At 70.5% G+C, this 19446-nt stretch carries 10 protein-coding genes; 4 read left to right on the top strand and 6 right to left on the bottom strand.

The window, feature by feature from the left end; genetic code table 11:
• The first annotated feature begins 1541 nt into the window (after positions 1 to 1541).
• Positions 1542 to 1685, top strand: a complete 144-nt coding sequence (locus Actkin_RS09690; protein ID WP_258906792.1) for a hypothetical protein — start codon at positions 1542 to 1544, stop codon at positions 1683 to 1685.
• 35 nt (positions 1686 to 1720) lie between these two features.
• On the opposite strand, the gene Actkin_RS09685 is transcribed toward Actkin_RS09690, so the two are convergent.
• The 3 genes from Actkin_RS09685 to Actkin_RS09670 form a co-directional block, all read right to left on the bottom strand.
• Positions 1721 to 1873 carry a hypothetical protein gene (locus Actkin_RS09685; protein ID WP_258906791.1) on the bottom strand — a complete coding sequence of 51 codons (153 nt, stop codon included), beginning with the start codon at positions 1871 to 1873 and terminating at the stop codon, positions 1721 to 1723.
• A gap of 671 nt (positions 1874 to 2544) precedes the next feature.
• A complete protein-coding gene (locus tag Actkin_RS09675; protein WP_258906790.1) occupies positions 2545 to 3018 on the bottom strand; it encodes a hypothetical protein in 474 nt (157 codons plus the stop codon).
• 800 nt (positions 3019 to 3818) lie between these two features.
• Positions 3819 to 4316 (bottom strand): GNAT family N-acetyltransferase, encoded by a 498-nt coding sequence (locus tag Actkin_RS09670; protein ID WP_258906788.1) that lies wholly within the window; start codon positions 4314 to 4316, stop codon positions 3819 to 3821.
• Positions 4317 to 4422: 106 nt separating this feature from the next.
• On the opposite strand from Actkin_RS09670, the gene Actkin_RS09665 reads away from it, so the two are divergent.
• The 3 genes from Actkin_RS09665 to Actkin_RS09655 all read left to right on the top strand — a co-directional run bounded on the left by Actkin_RS09665 (position 4423) and on the right by Actkin_RS09655 (position 8200).
• A complete protein-coding gene (locus Actkin_RS09665) occupies positions 4423 to 5985 on the top strand; it encodes an MFS transporter (protein ID WP_258906786.1) in 1563 nt (520 codons plus the stop codon).
• 250 nt (positions 5986 to 6235) lie between these two features.
• Positions 6236 to 7537, top strand: a complete 1302-nt coding sequence (locus Actkin_RS09660) for a glycosyl hydrolase family 18 protein (protein WP_258907889.1) — start codon at positions 6236 to 6238, stop codon at positions 7535 to 7537.
• A gap of 57 nt (positions 7538 to 7594) precedes the next feature.
• Positions 7595 to 8200 carry a hypothetical protein gene (locus Actkin_RS09655; RefSeq protein ID WP_229787383.1) on the top strand — a complete coding sequence of 202 codons (606 nt, stop codon included), beginning with the start codon at positions 7595 to 7597 and terminating at the stop codon, positions 8198 to 8200.
• A gap of 152 nt (positions 8201 to 8352) precedes the next feature.
• Here the strand turns inward: Actkin_RS09655 and Actkin_RS09650 are convergent, their stop codons facing one another.
• From Actkin_RS09650 to Actkin_RS09640, 3 genes are all read right to left on the bottom strand, one after another.
• A complete protein-coding gene (locus tag Actkin_RS09650; RefSeq protein WP_258906784.1) occupies positions 8353 to 9618 on the bottom strand; it encodes an NAD(P)/FAD-dependent oxidoreductase in 1266 nt (421 codons plus the stop codon).
• A 235-nt stretch (positions 9619 to 9853) separates the two neighbouring features.
• Entirely contained in the window at positions 9854 to 10321 is a 468-nt protein-coding gene (locus Actkin_RS09645) for a DUF4265 domain-containing protein (protein ID WP_258906782.1), read from the bottom strand.
• A gap of 11 nt (positions 10322 to 10332) precedes the next feature.
• Positions 10333 to 19233, bottom strand: a complete 8901-nt coding sequence (locus Actkin_RS09640; RefSeq protein WP_258906780.1) for a SpvB/TcaC N-terminal domain-containing protein — start codon at positions 19231 to 19233, stop codon at positions 10333 to 10335.
• Between the last annotated feature and the right edge of the window lie 213 nt (positions 19234 to 19446).

The following is a 19446-nucleotide window of genomic DNA, read 5'->3' as shown; positions in this document are numbered from 1 at the left end:
AGGTAGCGTTGACCGCCGCGGTGAACTCACCGCACTTGTGCTCGATCTCCCTGGCCTTGTCCGATGAGCTCCGGACGGTGGCGTTCACCCGGTCACGGCCTCTCAGTACGTCTGCTTGAGGTTCTGGGCGGCGTCCAGATCCTCGCGCTCGTAAGTGTCAGCTGTCTGACGCAAGGTCGCCGCTATCGCGTGGAAGTTCTCCACCGCCCGGTTCAGCTGCTCCTACAGCAGCGCAGCGGCCTGCGACGGGGGTGTAAAGCAACACGCCGTCAAAACCGCCCAACGGCCCGTTAGCGGCGGAAGCGGCGGCTGGCAACCATTGTCCCCGGCAGCCCCGCCAACCTCCCGTTCCGCTGAATCAGAAGTCGACGTCATGTCGTCCCACAGTCGGTTCGACATCACTGAGAACCGTGCCACCACAGTGCCCCCCGATTGACTCGACGCGGTATCGAGCATTCATGCCGCACCCGCCGCATCGTCGACGTTCGCCCCCGGTGTTCGGCTCGCCGGAACGGCACGACCACGGCGAGCATCCATCCGGGTCACCGTCCTGCGCCACACGGTCCGCAGCCACGTCCGCCGAGTCGGAGATGATTAGCCGCAGGTACCTTCTGTTTCGCGACCTAACGGGCACGTCGAGGTCGACCTGGTCCAGTGGACTGCAGGAGCGGTGGAGGAAGTACTGGGCGCGCAGCTCCTGGCCTTGTGTGGTGGCGTTGGGGTAGCCGTGGCGGATGGCGCGGTCGAACTCGATCGCTTCCGCCCAACCGTCTGGCTCGTTGAGGCAGCGGAGGGCAGGCGGTGACTTCGACCGGCAGTTATTCGTCTGACTCGAGGTCCCTGTTCAGGCAGTATGGGTTGGTGAGCGACCGTGGGAACGCCGCCGACCGGTTCCGGGATCCGTTGGTCCGGGTGGATCGGTTCGCGGCCGAGGTGCTGGTGCGGTGTCCAGAGTGTGGTGAGTGCGCGGTCGTGCTCGGCCATCTGGGAGCCCCGGAGTACCAGGCCAACCGCGGCGACGCCCTCCTGGTGGCTCGGCGGCGTCTGAGATGCCTTGCCTGCGGCCTGTTCAAGGACGGGTTCCCATCGGGGAGTGTGTTCGGCGGACCGTTAGATCCGTACTTCCGACTTCCCTTGTGGCTCCAGGCAGAGTGCTGCGGCAAGCTCTTGTGGGCATACAACGCCGAGCATCTTGATCTCTTGGAAGCGTATGTCGCAGCCCGCCTCCGTGAACGTAGGTCGAGTCCTGGCTCGATGAGCATGGTGGCACGACTTCCGGCTTGGCTTAAGTCGGCGAAGAACCGCGACGACGTTCTGCGGGGCATCCGGCGGTTGCGGTTGTCGCTGCCAACCGCACAACCGTGAGGCGCGGTGTGTCTCCCGACTGGGCAGGCGTTTTCGAGGGCTGCCGGTTGAGAAGCGACTGGGCGTTCATGGTCGTTCTCCGGTGATGCTGTCCTGGACGGCGGTCAGCGCGATGAACGCCCGGTTGGTCCCGGGTTGCTCCGGTGTAGGCCCGGCGGGAGTGGGACCTTGGCGAGGTGTTCGGCCAGCGCGGCGAGTGCGGCACGGTCACCTTCGGGAGCGGCGCGCTCGTCATCGCCCAGGGTGAGGCGTTCGAGCATCTGGTCGACGCCGTCTTTGACTTCGAGCAAGCGCCCGGCGCTGGATTTCTGGGCAGGTAGAACGGCAGCGGGCACAGGCGAGGCGGTGCGGGCGTTTAGGCGAAGAAGTCGTAGGCGCAGTACCCGTCGCCGAGGTCGTAGTACTTCCACGGCTGCTCGCCGCCCGTCGCGGCGCCGGACAGGATGACCTCCCGGTCGATGAGAACCTGGATGATCCACCCAACGCAGTGGCTAGTAGTCCGGACCACACATCGAGCTGTCGCCATTGCTCGCCACGAGGGTGCTGGGCCAACAGCGCGCGTCCCAAGTTGTCACGACCGCGGCCCGGACCGGAGGTGCTCATCGGTTCACCATGCAGCCCCGATCTGCGCACTGCGTGTCCGGCGTGGCGGCAGGCCATGCGGCGATTCGACCGGCTTCCGCAGTGGCGCGGTCACCGAGAGCTGCGCTGTCCGCAGGGCCTCTGTGGCGCGGCGTTCGTGGGTGACGTAGGAGTAGGAGCATGGTGACCGCGGTGGTGTTCGACGTGGGCGAGACGTCGCTGGACGACCCGCGCGAGTGGGGTGCGTGGGCCGATTGGATCAGCGCGCCACGTTTCTCGACCGTGCTGGTGTTCTTCAACGGCGCCCGCCTGATCACCTCCGACGGCACCGACCGCCTGACCGTCCGAGACTCCGCGCACCTTTCGACCGCTTGGGCAAAGTCGCCGTCACCCTCTCCACTGGCCGATGAACCGGCTCAACGAACTCCGACTGCGACGACGGCGCGGTCTGGGCCAACATCTGGCGCAAAGGCGATGTCCTGCGCATCGACGCGGTCATCGCCGCGATCGCCATCAGCCGCATCACCCGCCGGGTCTGTGAATCGAGCGGCACCTCTCTGTGCCAAGCCGCTGGCCAACAGAGAGGTTCCGCTCGTTCTACAAGACCGATCGGCGATGACGAGCCGCGTCCGGCATGGCCGGTACTAGTCTCTCGCCACCGGAGGCGAGGATGAGATTTGGGGCGTCCAAGGCGATCAGACGAGGGTGGAGCCGCTCGACCCAGAGGGTGTGGGACGCCACCGCGCGTTGCAGGACGAGCCAGGAGCGGCAGTTGTCCAGGAGTATCTGGTCTCCCTTGGGCTGGGTGTTGGTCACGAGCCGGCGCAGACTGATCCTGTAGCGGTCGTCGTCGAGGTCCAAAAGAATGCGGACCCACATGTAGCCTTCCCGCGGGTCCCAGTTCCACCGGTAGGCCAGACCGCCTCGCACGTACTTCACCCCGCCGAGGACGGCCAGCCTGCCGGTGATCTCTTCGTCAGTGAGACCGAATCGCTCCGACACAGACCCGAACTGACGACGAACCTCCGTCTCGAACGTCTCACCCTTGCGTCGTTTGCGCGCCTTAGCCACACGCCCATCATGTCAGCGAACACCTCCAAGCCCCGCCGCTCGGACGAACGTGTCCAATAACTGACCAGTCCTAGACCACCAGCGACACGAACACGCTCACCTCGGCATGAGCGGACGTCCTACAGCCTCTCCAGGGAGCAGTGGGAAGCACCGGATGGGAACAAATTGGGAGCTAGCAGACGTACACAACAGCGTTGAACCGCACTCAACGACCCTCAACGGTCACCCTGTGACCTGCGGAAGTCATGTTTTCGCAGGTCAGAGGGCCGAATTATCTACGTTGACACGGTAGGGGTCACTGGTTCAATCCCAGTATCGCCCACCAGTGATAGTGGCTGGTCATAGGCCCTGTCCCTCTTTGTGAGGGGCAGGGCCTCAGTCGTGAATGGGGCCGATTTGACGGTCTTCGACCAATTCCCGAGTTCTCGCCGCTCCGGAGCGGCGAGGGCCGTGAGTGAACGACCGCCACCTCCTCCCGCAGGCGTGTGGGGCGTGCCTGCCCCGTCGAAGGTGAACCAGGGCAAGCGGGCTCGTGCTCCTCGGCGGTCGGAAAAGTGGACCGCCGCCACCGACCGGATGGACTCGCCGTTGGGATGGGATGCCGAGATTTCCGGCGACGTACTCGGCAGCAGGAGCAGTGGGGCAGGGTGGCGCAGGCAGCGATGCCCGGGCAGGCTCCAGGCGCCTCGCGCGCGGGCGGCCGTCGGGTTGGCGGCTTGTCGCCCCGGCCTGGATTAGTCCTCAGGGTGCGGGTGCGGGGGCAGGCAAATCACCGGCGCGGTGGTGGTCGGCGGCGGGTGTCAGGGGAGTTCTTTGAAGTAGCGGGCGACGGGCCAGCGCTGGAAGCCTGCCTGCTCGTAGACCGCCCTGGCGGGGGCGTGTCCCGGGTCGTCGCCGGTTTCTGCCATGAGCATGCGCATTCCGGCTGTTCGGGCGCGTTCGGCTGCCCGTGCCATGAGTGCGGTGCCCACGCCTCGGCGTTGGTGGGCGGGGTGGACGGCGAGGACGTACAGCTCGCCCATGTGGTCCTCGGGGTGCAGGCGGGTGCACGCCCAGCCGACCAGGTCGTTGCCGTGGAAGGCGAGGTCCACGTTGTCCGGTTCTCCGTCCAGGACGGCGGAGAGGTCGGCGAGTTGGCGGGCTTCCCAGCCGTGGGGATAGAACGAGTCGTAGACGAACGCGGGCACTGACGACCTGGTGAGCGGGAAGACCGGCGCCCACGCCCGTATCGACAGGTCGAGCACCGCCGCCCGGTGCTCGGGGGTGTAGGGCCTGATCCGCATCCCTGGGTCGGTCATGACGGTCCTCATCGGTCGGAAGTCGCGTGGGCGGCCAGGAAAGGTGCGCGATGAGCGTATCCGCCCGCTTGATCTCCAGTTAACTGCAGCTTTTAGGGTCACGGGTATGCGAATCACGGCCAGCGCTCCTCCGTCATCCCGCGCCACGCTCAAGGAGTGGTTGGGGCTCGCGGTCCTCCTGTTGCCCACGATGGTGCTGACCATGGACCTGACCGTCCTGCACCTCGCGATCCCCGACATCAGCGCCGAGCTCGCGCCGTCGTCCACCCAGGTGCTGTGGATCACCGACGTGTACGGGTTCCTGGTGGCGGGGTTCCTGTTGGTCATGGGCAACCTCGGCGACCGGATCGGCCGTCGCAGGCTGCTGCTGCTCGGGGCGGCGGCCTTCGCGGCGGCCTCGGCGCTGGCGGCGTACTCCACGAGCGCGGAGATGCTGATCGCCGCGCGGGCCGTGCTCGGCGTGGCGGGTGCGACGCTGATGCCCTCGACGATGGCGCTGCTGCGCACGATGTTCCGCGACGAGCGCCAGCGGACGACGGCCATCAGCGTGTGGATGGGCGGGTTCATGGTCGGCGGGGTGCTCGGCCCGCTGGTCGGCGGCGCGATCCTGTCGGTCGCCTGGTGGGGCGCGGTCTTCCTGCTCGCGATACCGGTGATGGGACTGCTGCTGGTGGTCGGTCCGGTGCTGCTGCCGGAATCCAGCGATCCGGCGCCTGCGCGGATCGACCTCGTCAGCGCCGTCGTGTCGACCGGCGGGATCCTGGCCCTGGTGTACGCGCTGAAGGAGATCGTGCAGCACGGCATCGGTGTCCGCCCGGCCGCGGCCTTCCTGGCCGGGCTGGTGCTGCTGGTGGCGTTCGTCCGCAGGCAGACCCGGTTGGCGGACCCGTTCCTCGACGTCAGCCTGTTCCGCCGCCCGGTGTTCGGCATCGGCATCGCGGCGATGACCGTGGGCGGCGCGGTGATGTTGGGGTTCAACCTGTTCACCGCGCAGTACCTGCAGCTGGTCGAGGGCCACGACACCCTGGTCGCAGGCCTGTGGCTGCTGCCGCAGACCGGCGGCATGGTGGTCGGCCTCGGCGTGACCTCCGCGATCGCGGCCCGGGTGCGCCCGGTCGTCGTCCTCGCGGGCGGGTTGGCCGCCGCGGCCGCTGGCTACGTCCTCATCGCCCTGACCGTCGGGGAGTCCTTCGGCTGGTTCATCGCCGGGACCGTCGTCGCCGCCGTCGGCCTCGCCGGACCCGCGGTGCTGGCGACCACCGTCGTCCTGTCCGCGGCTCCGCCCGAGCGCGCGGGCGCGGCCTCGGCCATCTCCGAGACCAGCAACGAACTGGGCGGCGCCCTCGGCCTCGCGGTGCTCGGGAGCATCGGCGCGGCCGCGTACCGCGCTTCCGTCGACGGCCTGACCCCGGCGGACCTGCCCGCGCCCACGGACACGGCGATCCGGGACTCCATCGGCGGCGCCATCACCACCGCCCGCGACCTCCCGGGCGACCTCGGCGGCCAGGTCGTCGATGCGGCACGGCTCGCGTTCGTCAACGCCACGGCGGTGACCGCGTACGCCGGAGCGGCCCTGGTCGCCGCGATGGCGGTCATCGCCCTGGTCGGCTTGCGGAAACTCACGGTCGCGACCGAGCAAGGCCAGGAAAGCGCCGACGCATCCCGGTGAGCGCGGGCTATAGCCCGACCGCGTGCCACGGCCAATGAATTGCGATCGGCGGGAAGGCAACGGACCGGAATGATCACTATTCCGCTAATGGCGCGCCTTGCCGATCTCTCGACCGTCGCGTCATTGGACGGCGCAACTGTAGACACGGGCCCGCCGGTTTCATGACAATTAAAGAATGTCGAAAATGTCTTTGCCATCGAGATTGATGAAATCCCAGAGATTCGCGATCGCGGCGGTGGTCAGCGTCGTCATGACCTCGGCGGTGACGCTGGTGGTGGCGGGTAATGGGGCCGCGGCGGCGGGCTCGCCCGCGGCGCTTGTCGTCTGTGATGCGCCTGCTTGGGCGGAGGGCAACACCTACACCGCGGGGACCAAGGTGAGTTACCAGGGCAGGCTCTACGCCGCCAAGGTGACCCACACCGCGTGGCCGGGGACCGGGTGGAATCCCGCTTCCACGCCCACGCTGTGGACGGATTCCGGCGTGTGCGACGGCGATCCGCCGACCACCACCACCGATCCGACGACCACGCCGCCGACGACGGATCCGACAACGGAGCCGCCGACAACGACCACGACGACCCAGCCGCCCGGCGGCGACACCTGCCCGGTGAAGTCGAAGCCCGCCGGGAAGGTCCTGGTCGGGTACTGGGAGAACTGGGACGGCGCCGCGAACGGTGTGCACCCGCCGTTCGGGTGGACGCCGGTGACCAACCCGGCGATCCGGCAGCACGGGTACAACGTGCTCAACGCCGCCTTCCCGGTGATCCGCTCCGACGGCACGGTGCTGTGGGAGGACGGGATGGACGCCACCGTCAAGGTCGCCACCCCGGCCGAGATGTGCCAGGCCAAGGCGGCGGGCCAGACGATCCTCATGTCGATCGGCGGCGCGACCGCGGGCATCGACCTGGGCTCGCGGGCGGTGGCCGACCGGTTCATCCAGACGATCGTGCCGATCCTGAAGAAGTACAACTTCGACGGCATCGACATCGACATCGAGACCGGGCTCACCGGCAGCGGGAACATCAGCCAGCTGTCCACCTCGCAGGCCAACCTCATCCACATCATCGACGGCGTGCTGGCGCAGATGCCGTCGAACTTCGGCCTGACGATGGCGCCCGAGACCGCCTACGTCACCGGCGGCAGCGTCGTCTACGGCTCGATCTGGGGCGCCTACCTGCCGATCATCAAGAAGTACGCGGACAACGGCAGGCTCTGGTGGCTGAACATGCAGTACTACAACGGAAGCATGTACGGCTGCAGCGGCGACTCCTACTCCGCGGGCACGGTCCAGGGCTTCGTGAAGCAGACGGAGTGCTTGAACCAGGGCCTGGTCATCCAGGGCACCACGATCCGGGTGCCGTATGACAAGCAGGTCCCCGGCCTGCCCGCCCAGCCGGGCGCGGGCGGCGGCCACATGGGCCCCGCGCTGGTGTCCCAGGCGTGGAACAGCTTCGGCGGCAGCCTCAAGGGGCTGATGACGTGGTCGCTCAACTGGGACGGCTCGAAGGGGTGGACGTTCGGGGACAACGTCAAGGCGTTGCAGGGCCGGTGACCACCGGGGAGCCCGTTCGGTCGCTCGACGCGGCCGGACGGGCTCCATACTGTGGGGGTGGCTGACCCGGCGGCGTTCACCGATCCGAGCAACTGGCACGGCGGCTTCTACGAGCTGTCCCTGGAGTTGGGCGACCGCGACGACGGCCGCCTCCAGCGCGCGCTGACCGCGTTGTGGCGCGCGGCCGCCATCTCCGGCTGCTACCCCAGCGCCGACCGGGAACCGCCCGAGCAGACGGCGGTGCCCGTCACCGTGGCGTCCCTGGAGGAGTTCGGGCACCTGCGGGGGATCATCCGCCTGCACGAGGGGACCCCGGTCGTCTGCGGATGCGTCGTCACTCGTCTCGACGACGGCGCCGACTGGTTGACGCTGTACCTACCGCAAGGCGCGTTGGCCCGGGTCGACCGCCGGGTCGGGGGCTTCCCCTTCGGGCCGGACGGCGGGGCGGTGTCGCTGGACTGGCGGGCCGCGCTGGACGCGTGGCTGGCGGAGGTGGCAGGGCAGGTCTTCCAGGAGGTCGACTTCCGGCTCGGCCTGATCGGGTTCGAGATCGACGGAGACATCAGCGCGGACGGCCTCCGCGGCTCTGTGCCCCAGGAACGGTGGAACGGGTATCTCCTGCCCGAGCAAGGGCGGTTGCGGTACACGCCCGCGAACCGCTGAATTGGCCGGAGCAGGGCACTACGTTCCCCGGAGGGACGAGATGGCGATGGACCGCGACCCCTGCAGGCCGCCCTCGCACGGCCTTCCCGGCTTCCACGTCATCCACCTACGCCAGGGTCTTCCTGCTGGCGTTCGCGGACTGAACGGCGGGGTCAGACCGGGAGGGTCTGGGGGTCGGTGAGCCTGCTGTAGGGCTGTTTGAGGTTGATGACCTCCAGGAAGAGCTGGGTGAGGTCCGGGTCGGTGGCGGCGGCCTCGAAGAAGCGGGCGACGCGCTCGTCGTCCGGGCCCGGCTGGAAGGAGGGGTCCGTCAACGCGGCGTCGCCCGCGGTGGCGATCGCCCAGGCGTTGGCGACGGGCTCGGCGCAGCGCGGCAGGTAGCGGGACGCGAGGTCGTCGAGGCGGTCGGCGAGCAGGTCGCGCAGGAGGCGGGCCTGGATGGCGGCCAGGGTGATGCCCTGGCCGTAGAGGGGGTTGAGGACGCTGATGCTGTCGCCCAGCGGCAGCAGGCCCGCGGGCCATGCGGTCGCCTCGTCGTAGCGGCGCCAGAGGTTGGCCGGGATGTGGAAGATATGCGGGCCGTCGAGGACCTCGGCCCCGGCGACCGTCTCGGCGATGAGGGGCGACGGGAGGCTCGCGGCGTAGTCCAGGTACTCGGCCTCGCCGAACGGCGGGCGCACGCCGTAGCCCGCCAGGGAGGCGATCCAGCGGTCGCCCTCCAGCCACAGCAGCGCGCCCGCGCGGGGCGCGTCGGCGGTGGGGCCGATGAGGATGCTGTCGATCCGGGCCGGGTCGCGGGTGTAGACGCGGCTGACGTAGTAGAGGTCCACGCGCAGCTGTTCCTCCCGTGGCCGGGGGTATCCGGCCTGCGCCAGCCAGTCGGGGAGCCGGGAGGCGCGGCCGGTGGCGTCGACCACCAGGTCCGCGTCCACCCACTGGTCCGGACCCGACGAGGCGACCCGGACGCGGCGCACCGCGCCGTCGGTGACGTCGATGCCGGTGACGATGTGCTCGGGGTGGATCTCGACGCCGGGCAGGGCCGCGACCCTGGCCCGGACGTGGTGTTCGAGCAGGACCCGGCTCACGGCCAGGCCGCGCAGGTCGCTGGGCGCGGTGGCGAGGTGGTGCCCGTTGCTCACCCACGCCACGTCGGCGGCGAGGTCGTCGCGGCGGGCTCCGTTGGCCACGAACTCCGCGGTGATGCCGGGCAGCAGCTCCTCGAGGACGTCGACCGAGGTGGTCAGCAGCCCGTGGGCGTGACGGCCCTGCCCGACGCAGCGGCGCGCCCGCGGGGTCTCCGGCAGGGCGTCGCGGTCGAACACCACCACCCGCCGATACCAGGGCTGCAGCGCCGCCGCCGTCATCAGGCCCGCCATCGACGCGCCCGCCACCACTGCCACACCACCGGGTCTGGACATCGCTCCCACTCCTCACCGCCGACGGTCACCGCGGCAGGCGCAACACGAGGAGTTACCTCAAGGCAGACCATTCACCCTTTTCATCGTCGACCTGTCGCGGCGGATATGACAGCTAGTCAGCATGGCACCGGAATAGGCGGACGATCCCACTGCCAAGCCGATTCACTCGTTCGCCCCGGGAATGTGCCGCTGCGACAAAGGCGCGTTAGGACGAGTGAGGGACACCGGGATGTGCCTACAGCCACCAGTTCAGGGGTGTCGTGTCGTCCGCGGGGTCGTAGACGTTGACGTAGTACCACTCCCCCGTCGGCACCTTGGCCTGGTAGGCGTTCATCGCCGACTCGATGGCCGACCAGCCCGCGCTCAGCGGGATGGTGAAGACGGTCAGCGAGGCCGTGCGGTCGCGGGTCCAGCCGACGCCGTCGCAGCGGCCGCCCATGCGCTCCACCGCCGCGCGCAGGGACGACAGGTCGGCGGCTGCCTCGGCGGGGGCGCTGACGTGGACGGCGATGTTGCCGCCGCGCTCGACGACCGTGAAGGAGTGGTCGGGGGCGACGGTGAGCAGGTCGCCCGCGGCGGCGCCCATCGCGAGGCCGGGGGACGCGGTGAGGCGCCAGCCGCTGCCCTCCGCGACGGCGGGCACGTCCTCGTGCACCGGCCGCCCGGAGGGCCCCGTCTGGACCAGGAGTCGCACTGTGCTCACGGGTCTCGATCCTAATCCGTTCTGCCGTAGGGAGCGCCGCAGCTTCCGCGTTCGGCGCAGGACATCCCGGGTCTCGGCCCGCCGCGGTTGCCCGCGCTGAGGTTGCAGGCCGCGCCCTCCAGGCACACGTTGGGCCGCGACAGGTTGCCGCCCCGCGAGGTGGGCACGTTGCGGTGGCCCAGGTGCATGTTCGACGGGTTGGTCGACGTCTGGTTGCAGCGCCAGCAGACGTAGGGGCCGCCAGCCTGGTCCGCCTCATCGATCAGGGCGTTGCGGACCGCCTGCTGGCCCGCGCGGGAGCCGCCGGTCGGACCGCCGGTGCTGGCCGCGATCTCGGCCGCCGTCGCGCCCTGCCCGTCCCGCAGGACCTGGCCAGCCCCGCCCATCGGCTGCTGGGTGGCCGGGCGGATCGTGGGCGTGGTGGGCGGGGCCGCCGCGGGCGGCGGGCTGCCGCGCAGCGACCGCACGACCGCGCCGCCGCCCTTGACCACGCCGAACGTGACGCCGGAGATCACCGCGTCGGTGGCGATCGCGCCCGCGGTCTGCTCCTCGCCGGAGATGGCCCGGGAGACGACGCCGCCGGTGACGCCCGCGCCGACCGCGGCCGTGCCCTGCACGACCAGGGACGCGCCCATGGTCGCCCCGGCGACCGCGCCGGAGATGACGCCCGCGCCCGCCGCGCCCGCCAGCCTGCCCGCGTTGAACTCGCCGGTCACCGCCTGCCGGACGCCCTCGATGCCGACGCCGACCACCAGGCCGATGCCCGCGCCGACCACCACGTTCAGCCAGCGCCCGTCGGGGTCGCTGACACGGATCGGGTTGTGGCCCGCGTAGGTGTAGGAGGCCAGGTTGACCGGACTGTAGACCCCGCCTGCGGGCGCGCCGTCCAGATAGGACTCCATCGCCGGGTCCGGGCTCTGCCACAGCTGCGTGCGCGGGTCGTAGTAGCGCGCGCCGAAGTAGTACAGCCCGGTCTCGGGATCGATCTCCTTGCCCGTGTACTGGTGCGGGACGGGCTGCGACGGGTGCTCGCTGACCCACGTCTCCCCCGCCGCGAAGTACTTGGCGTGCTCGGCGAGGCCGCCCTGGTCGTCGGTGACGAACGACGTGGAGCCCAGGTGGTCGCCGTGCGAGAAGTACTGCCGGTCCTCCGGCCGGTGGTCGGGCTCGACGGCCTTCGTCACCAGCTTCGTCGGGCCGACGTAGACGTGCTTGAACTCTTGGTTGCCGCGCGTGGAGTAGTTCTGGTTCGGGTAGACGTGGAACTGGGCGCCGTCCTTGACGACCCGGTTTCCCTGGTCGTCGTAGCGGTGCCGGGCGCGGTTGGCGGTGCCGCCCGCGTTGTCGCAGGACGTCGGGACCTGCGGCAGGACCTGCGACTGCACGTTCTCGTGGGTGCAGGCGAGCCGGTTCTCCTCGTCCCAGATCAGCTGCCGCGTGGGCTTGGGCTGCTGCGAGCGGCTGATCTGGTTGCCGTTGGCGTCGTAGGCGATGGTGAACGGGCCGAGCCGGTCCGGCGCGTGCGGCTTGGCGCCGCCGTAGCCGTAGGCGTGGTTGTAGGTGGTCTTGTGCTGGGTGATGGTGTTGCCACCGCTGACCAGCTGGTGGACCTGGTTCTTGCTCGTGATGTTGTGGATCGAGTCGTAGACCAGGTCCACGGTGTAGCGGTCGGTCCTCGGGTTGCGGGACTGGTACGTGCCCTCGGCCCGGGTGAGCCGGTACAGGTCGTCGTAGACGAAGGTCTGCGTGCTCGGCCCGCCGACCTGCCTGCCGACCTCGGGCCCGCCGGGCACCGGCGCGGTGTCCCTGATCGAGGTCACGTTGCCCACGGCGTCGTAGTCGTAGGCCACGTCCTGGAACACGTGGTCGCCGTGCTCGGCGTCGAGGCGGGCGTGCAGGCCGTCCAGCCGCCGCGTGGTGTCGTCGTAGCGGTAGACGGTGCGGGTGCCGTTGCCGGTCTCCAGCAGGGTGCGCTGCTCGAACTTGTCGTAGTCGAGCCTGCTCAGGTAGGTGTAATCGATGCCGCCCTTGGTCCCGGTGGCGCCGTCGACGAGACCGCCGCTGTTGTACCGGTAGGACAGGACCTCCCCGTCGGGGTAGGTGATGTCGAGCACGCGGTTCCACGTGTCGTAGCGGTACTGCGTGGCGTACTCGCGCACCTGTCCGCCCTGGACGGTGACCGTGCGGCTCTCCCGGGTCACCTCGCCGAGCGGGCCGTACTCGCGGGTGAGGGAGCCCGCGCCGTCGGTCATCGCCACGACCCGGCTGGCGCCGTTGTTCGGGGCGCCGGGCGCGCCGTAGGTGTAGGTGACGTCGTTGGCGGTGAACAGCGGGTAGCGGATCTTGCTGAGCCGGTTGAACTCGTAGTCGTACTCGATGGCGTGGCCGGACTGGGCCAGCTTCGCGGTGACCTTGCGGATCGGGTTGTCCGTCAGGTCGAACTCGGTGACCGTGCGGCCGGAGTCCGGGCTGTCGACGACCGTGCGCCGCCCGAAGAGGTCGTACTCGGCGGTGGTGGCGTTGCCCTGGTCGTCGGTGACCGCGGTGAGCTGGCCGAGCGGGTCGTGGTCGTAGCTGGTCCAGATGACCGGCTGGCCGCCCGCCGGGTTGAACTCCTGCACCGAGGTGGTCAGCTCGCGCACGTTGTCGTAGGTGCGCTTGGACTTGCCGTTGGCGTCGGTGGTGACCATCTGGAAGCGCTGCGTCCCCGACCGGTCCGCGCCGAAGCCGTACTCGGTGGTGTCGACCGTGCCGTCCGGGTGGGTGGTGGACGTCTTGCGGTCGAGCACGTCGTAGGCCACCCGCGTCGGCGGCACCGGGTCGACGGCCGGGGAGAACTCGGCGTTCGCCGGTCCCTTCGGCTCGGTCACCGGGTACGACAGGGCCACCGGCCTGCCGAGGGTGTCGTAGACCGTGCGGCCGGACACCGTCATGACGTCGGCGGGCGGCGTGTCGGGTCCGGTGTGGACCGTCGCGTCCTTCTTCGTCTGGACCTGCCTGCGCAGGCCGTCGACGAAGGTGATGGTGTCGATGGTGTCCTGGCGGACCGTGCCGTCGGCCTGCCGGTCGACGTGGCGGGTGATCGCGTACGGGACGGGCGCCTCGGGGTGGTACTCGAAGTCGATGGTCACCCGGTTCTCGGCGGCCTCGTACGGCCCGGTGACGGTGTCCACCCGGCCTGCGGCGTCGTAGGTGTTGCGCACCTGGTGGCCGTTGAAGTCGGTGGTCGTCTCCACCAGCCCGAACCGCAGGTCGTAGGTGGCCAGGGAGCGGTAGCCGAAGCTGTCGGTCACCGACTCCACGTGCACGCCCACGACCTGGTCGTAGGTGTAGTCGAGCCGATACCGCTGGCCGTGCTTGTTCACCGGGCGGGTGACCGACGTGAGGTTCCCGTCGTCGCGGTAGGTCATGTCGGTGACGGCCTCGGACCCGTCCGCCAGCCGGGCGCGCACCTGGGTGACGTCGCCGGACGCGCAGTCCACCGTGGACTCGCGGTGGCGCATGAGCTGGCCGCCGCCGATGACCTCGATGCGCTTGGGCGTGCCGATGATGTGGCTCGCCTGGCAGGCAGCGTCCTCTGCGGTGAAGCCGACCCGGGTCTCGACGTCGTCGGCCGGGCCCGCGTCGGCGGTGTCCAGCCTGCGGGTCATGTTGCCCGCGGCGTCGTAGTCCATGGTGACGAACGTGGTCAGGCCGGGGTTGGGCGCGCCCTCGAAGTAGCGGCGGTCGGTGCGCACCAGCGCCGGGAAGATCGTGGCCGTGGTGCTGGCCGCGTCCGCGGGCGCGCCGGAGAGATCGCGCAGCTGGTAGGTGTGCTCGGTCTCGACGAACGGCCTGCCCGCCGCGTCGAGCGTGCGCTCGGAGCGCACCAGCCCCCGGGTGTAGTGGCTGTCGTTGTGGAAGGCGCGTTCCACGCTGCGGAGCACGGCGTCGCCGTCGGCGGGGTCGCGGTGGCGCTCGGTCAGCGTGGCGTAGCCGAGGAACTCCCGCTCCAGCCGGTCGAAGTGGCCGCCAGCGTACTCGTAGGTGACGAGCTGGACGTCCGGCCCGTCGCCGGGGTGCCCGTCGTCGACGGCGACCCGGCTCAGCACCCAGCGCGACTGCGGCAGGTCGTAGGTGTTGCCGTCGCGGGTGTAGTCGAACTCCATCGAGCCGCCGAGCGGGCGCTTGACCGAGCGCAGCAGGTTCGTGCGGCCGGTCTTGTTGCGCGCCACGGTCAGCTCGTCGTCCTGGGTGGACGCGAGGTGGTCGGCGAAGCCGTCGCCGTCGATGTCGCGGATCGACTGCTCGGTGCGGGCGGCCCCGGTCGAGATGTCCGCGCCGGGGTTGATCACCACGCAGACGGCGGTGAAGCAGATGCCGAAGGTGAAGTACACGCCGCCGCCGAGCTTGGCGTTCTGGTCGCCGTTGAGGCCGGTGAGGCTGCCGTGGAACGGCACGGCGGGCTCGAAGCCGTTGCCGGTGTTGAGCGCGACCGTGATCGGGGTGCCTGCGAACACGCGGTCCATCAGGCCGTCGCCGTTGAGGTCCATCATCGTCGCCGACGCCGAGCTGCTGCCCTCGGAGTAGGACGCGCCGCCCGCGAAGCCGTAGAAGTCGGTGTTGAACCCGATGTTGAGGCCGAAGTGCGAGCCGCCGCCGTCGTTGACCGCGGCCGGGTTGCGCCAGGTCTCCGGCGCGCCGAAGCGGTAGCCGAGGTTGAGCGCGACCCTGCCGTCCTCGTAGACGCGGTCGGGCAGGTCGTCGCCGTTGATGTCGATCAGGTCGAACGCGGTGTCCGCGTCGCTGCCGCCGATGGTGCCGCCCACGCCCAGCGGCGGCATGTCGTTGCCGGACTGGGCGCTGTTGGCCGCGGCGTGGCCGGGCGGGGACGCGTGGCCGCGCCCGGTGCCGATGGTGCGCGCCGCGCTGCCCGCGCTGGCGTTGCCGGAGACGGTCTCGGAGCGGCGCACCGCGCCGTCCGGCGTCGCGCCCCGGGTGGCGCCGAGGCCGCCGACCATGTCGGTGTACTGCACGCCGCCCGCGCCCACGACGTCCGGGAACTGGTCGCCGTTGAGGTCGACGAAGTCCACCTCGCCGGTGCTGTCGCCGGTGGCGATGCTGCCGCCGAGGGAGCCGACCCCGCCGCCGACGCTGCCGGTCAGCGAGATCTGCTCCGAGCGCGACAGCCGGGGCACGGCCGTGGCTCCGGCGAAGTCCTCCGGCTTGGGCAGGCTGATCGACTCCACGCCCAGCCGCGAGCTGCTCGACCGGTCCCGGGCGACCCAGTTGTGCTCGCCCGCGCTCCACCGCTTGGCCTGCGGCGACGGGGAGAACGGGGCCACCTTCGGCGGCGTGATGCGCGGGTCGGCCGCGAACTCGTCCTTCTGCGCCTGCGGATCGACCGAGTCCGGCAGCTGGTCGGCGAAGCTCTCGTCGATGACCAGGTCGTCCTGGACGATCGGCTGGCCCGCGCGGTCGCGGTTGCCGTTGTAGCCGATCGTGGCCCACCCTCGGTACGGCTGCGGGAACGCGCCCTCCACGGCCGCGCTGTGGAAGGCGTGCGGGGCCGCAGAGCCGTCGACGGTCACCGAGCTGCCGGTGAGCGCGTCGCGCAGGGTGGGGCTGGTGGTGCTGAAGTCGAAGAACAGCTCCTCGCCCTCCTGGGCGTCGACCGCGAGCGGGGCGGGCGCGGTGACCTGGCCCGCGACGATGTCGAAGAAGCCCTTGCCCGCCAGCGCGCCGCGCCGCTTGACGGTGAACGCCACCCGGGCGGTCGGGGTCTCGCCGCCGAAGTCGAACGTCAGCGCTGGAGTCACGTCGAGTTGGCCGTCGGCCGGGACGACGTAGGCCGCCTGCGGCGCGGTGAGCCCGTTGACCGGGTAGATGTCCAGGTCGTACGGCGGGTGCACGACGACGAGCGGGCTGCCGTCGGGCGCGGTGAGCCGGTCGACGCCCTCGGCCTCGGTGTAGTGCGCCCTCGGGATCCACTCCACCTGGTCGACGTCGATCGGCGAGTCGACCCGCACCCGCCACTTGAGCTTCTGGCCCTTCTGCACGGCGATGTCGCCGGTGACGGGGATGGTGCCCGTGGCGTTCGCGGCGAGGGTCTGCTCGAACACCGGCGCGCCGTCGCGGGTGATGACCACGGTGACGTCGTCGGTCGTGGCGGCCTTCTTCACCAGGTCTCCGGACAGCCGCATGGTGCCGGTCAGCGGGACGGTGACCTCGGCGGAGCGGCCCGCGAGGGTGAAGTCGCGCGCGGCGTCGAAGGTGTGGTGCGCCAGCCCGTTGACGTCGACGCCCGCCGGGGCGCCGACATAGCTGACGACCGGGTTCCAGACGACCTCGTCCAGGCCGCCGTCGAAGGCCGACTGGACGCGGAAGTACAGCCGCTGGCCTCGGCTGACGGTGATCGCGTCGACCCCGGTGGGGGCGTACTCGGCGTCGTCCTCGGCCTCGATGCGCTGCGCCCACAGCTCAGCGCCCTCGTGCTGGATCGCGACGCGGACGCCGTCGGCGGTGGTGGAGGCGTCGCGCTCGGCCGCGGTCTCCGGGGCCAGCCGGACGCCGCCGGTGACGCGGACCTGGCCGTCGTAGGGGGCGACCCAGCGCCGGACGCTGTCCAGCAGCGGGAAGGAGTCGATCAGCCGTTCCTGGTCGGCGGCGTAGTCGCCGAGCAGCCCGTCGGTGTCGACCTGCCCCGCGCCGATCGGCACCGGCGTGTCGCCGCTGACGCCGTACACCGGGACGCCGCCGTCGCCGAGCCGTCCGAACAGGACGGTCGTGCCGTTCACCAGGTCGGTGATGCCGTCGCCGTTGACGTCGGCGAAGTACTGCGTGGTGCGGGAGAAGGTGTTGACGTAGTCCAGCTGAGCGGCGACCGCGCCCGCGTAGCCCTCGACGCCGAGGGTGACGCTGTTGCTGCTCTCGCTCTGGATGCCCGGTAGGGCCAACGCGCGCGCGTCGTCAGAGAACCGGGGCGTGCCGCCGGGGCCTGCGAGGTTGCGCCGGTACTTCACCTGGCCGCCGTCGCGGAACACCTTGTCCGGCAGGGAGTCGCCGTCGACGTCGATGAGCGCGAGCAGGCCGCTGTCCTCGGCGTGGTTGAAGCCGACCTTGACGCCGACCGACCCGGACTTGGTCGGCGAGCTGCCCACGCCGACGTAGAGGTGCCCGCCGCCGCCGACGCTGGTGTTCGCGTTGAGCGCGCTCGCCTCGCCCGCCTCGTCCGGGGTCAGGTTGAGCGCGTCGCTGCCGAGGTCGTCGCCTGGGCTGGTCCACGCGAGCTGGTCGAACGCCTGGTACTGGCCCTCGGCGTCGCGGATGTCGTCGAAGTAGTCGAACTCGTGCGCGGTGAACAGCGCGCCGGTCGCGTCGTGCTGGGTGATCTTCTTCAGCAGCGTCTTGGCGAACGCGCCGGTGGTGTACTCGAAGGAGTAGTCGCGGACGGGCTGGTCGTCGATGCGGACCTCGACGCGGCGCAGCAGGTCGCCGGTCACCCGCTTGAAGCCGCCGCGGGCGTCGATGGTCTTGTCCGCGCGCAGCGGCTCGCCCAGCTCGCGGTCGCGGACGAAGGTGACGGAGTAGCGGCCCTCGGTGTCGCCGTGCCCGGTGTAGGTGATCCGCTTCGGGTAGAGGTTGCGGCCGGGCTCGGCTCCGCCGTCCACGCCCGGGTCCTCGACCTTGGCGTGGTGGTAGCGCAGCAGGTTGCCGTTGGCGTCGCGGACCTCGCGCAGCGCCCAGAGGTGCACGTTGCCCTCGGCGTCGGCCAGGCTGGCCTCCGGCTCCGGCGCGGGCGCGCCCTTGGCCGAGCCGTAGAAGTAGGTCGTGCCGGTCTTGTCGGTGACCTCCCAGCGGTAGTTCGACGGGTGGTCGCCGCGCCGGACGATCCGGTCGAACCCGCCCTCGACGCGGGCGTGGAAGACCTTGTCCGCCGTGCGCGCCTGCAGCTGCCCGCGGTGCGCGACCGGGGTCAGCTGCTCGCCGTTGAGCAGGTAGGTCTCGGTCTCCAGGCCGTCGTCGTAGCGCGGGACGCCCCAGCGGGTCTCGGTCACGATGGCGGGCGTGGCCAGGTCCCATCCGGTGCCCATCCAGCCGTTGCCGCCGGAGGAGTTGTAGCGCACGTCCAGCTTGGGCTGCAGGCCCTCGCGGCCCGGCGGCACCTCGATGGGATGGCTCAGCCGGTTGTCGCCCTGGCTGTTCGGGCCGGGCGGGGCGATCAGCGCGACGCCCTGCGCGGGGTCGGCGGCCTGGATGTCCTTGAGCTGGTTGGGGTCGAACGACGCGCCCTCGGCGTGCTCGGGGACCGTCACCGTCGCGTTGATCATGTTGGTGAAGTGGTCGGTCGCCGACACGATCTGGTGGTTGGCCTCGTCGACGGCGACGCGGCGCAGCGGCTTCCAGCAGGCGCCCAGCTCGTCGTAGAAGAAGGTGAAGATGTCGTTGGCGGTGAAGTCCGGGGTCAGCAGCGCCGGGTCGTACGGCATGGTCACCGTGATCTCGGCGGAGAACGTGTGCGGCGTCGGCGTGAACCGGTAGCCCTTGTGCGGTCCGGTCACGTTCGTCATGCCGGAGTCGAGCGCGGGCAGCTGGCCCTGGCCCAGCGGCGTGATGCCGACGCCGACGGGCAGCCGCACGGCGTCCGGGCCGATCTGCAGCTTCGCGCCCTCGTGGGCGATGGTGCGCGTGCCCGGCTCGCCGGGCCGCACCACCACCTGGTGGGCGGGCAGCCCCACCTCGGCGCGCGCGGCCCGCTCGCCCGTCCGCACGGCAGCGGCGCCGCTGTCGGCGCACTGGTCGGCGACCAGCGCCACCGTCGGACCGGCAGCCTCCTGCGGGGGAACGGACGACCCGGAGAAGACCAGCGCGAGCGCGCTGAACGCGCCCAGCACCCGGACCGTCCGAGGGCGATCGACTAGGAATCCGGCCACGTGAACCACTCCCCAACGCGGAAGGCGCTCATCACCGGCAGGTAGTTCGCGCGACCGGTTCCCGGCGTTGCGGCCGTCACCGGATCGGACGCGGTTGACCGGCGGGAGATCCCACGTTCGCCCGCACCACTGCTACCGGGAGCGGGTCCGCGGGGCGCGGCCGTCACCCGAACGTCCGGCGGCCGGACGGACCAGTCGGGCGCGTCCGGCCGC

Origin of the sequence: Actinokineospora sp. UTMC 2448 (genome assembly GCF_024760565.1) — a bacterium.
GTDB lineage: Bacteria > Actinomycetota > Actinomycetes > Mycobacteriales > Pseudonocardiaceae > Actinokineospora > Actinokineospora fastidiosa.
Note: the sequence above shows the minus strand (reverse complement) of the source record. Positions and strands in the feature narration are given on the sequence as shown.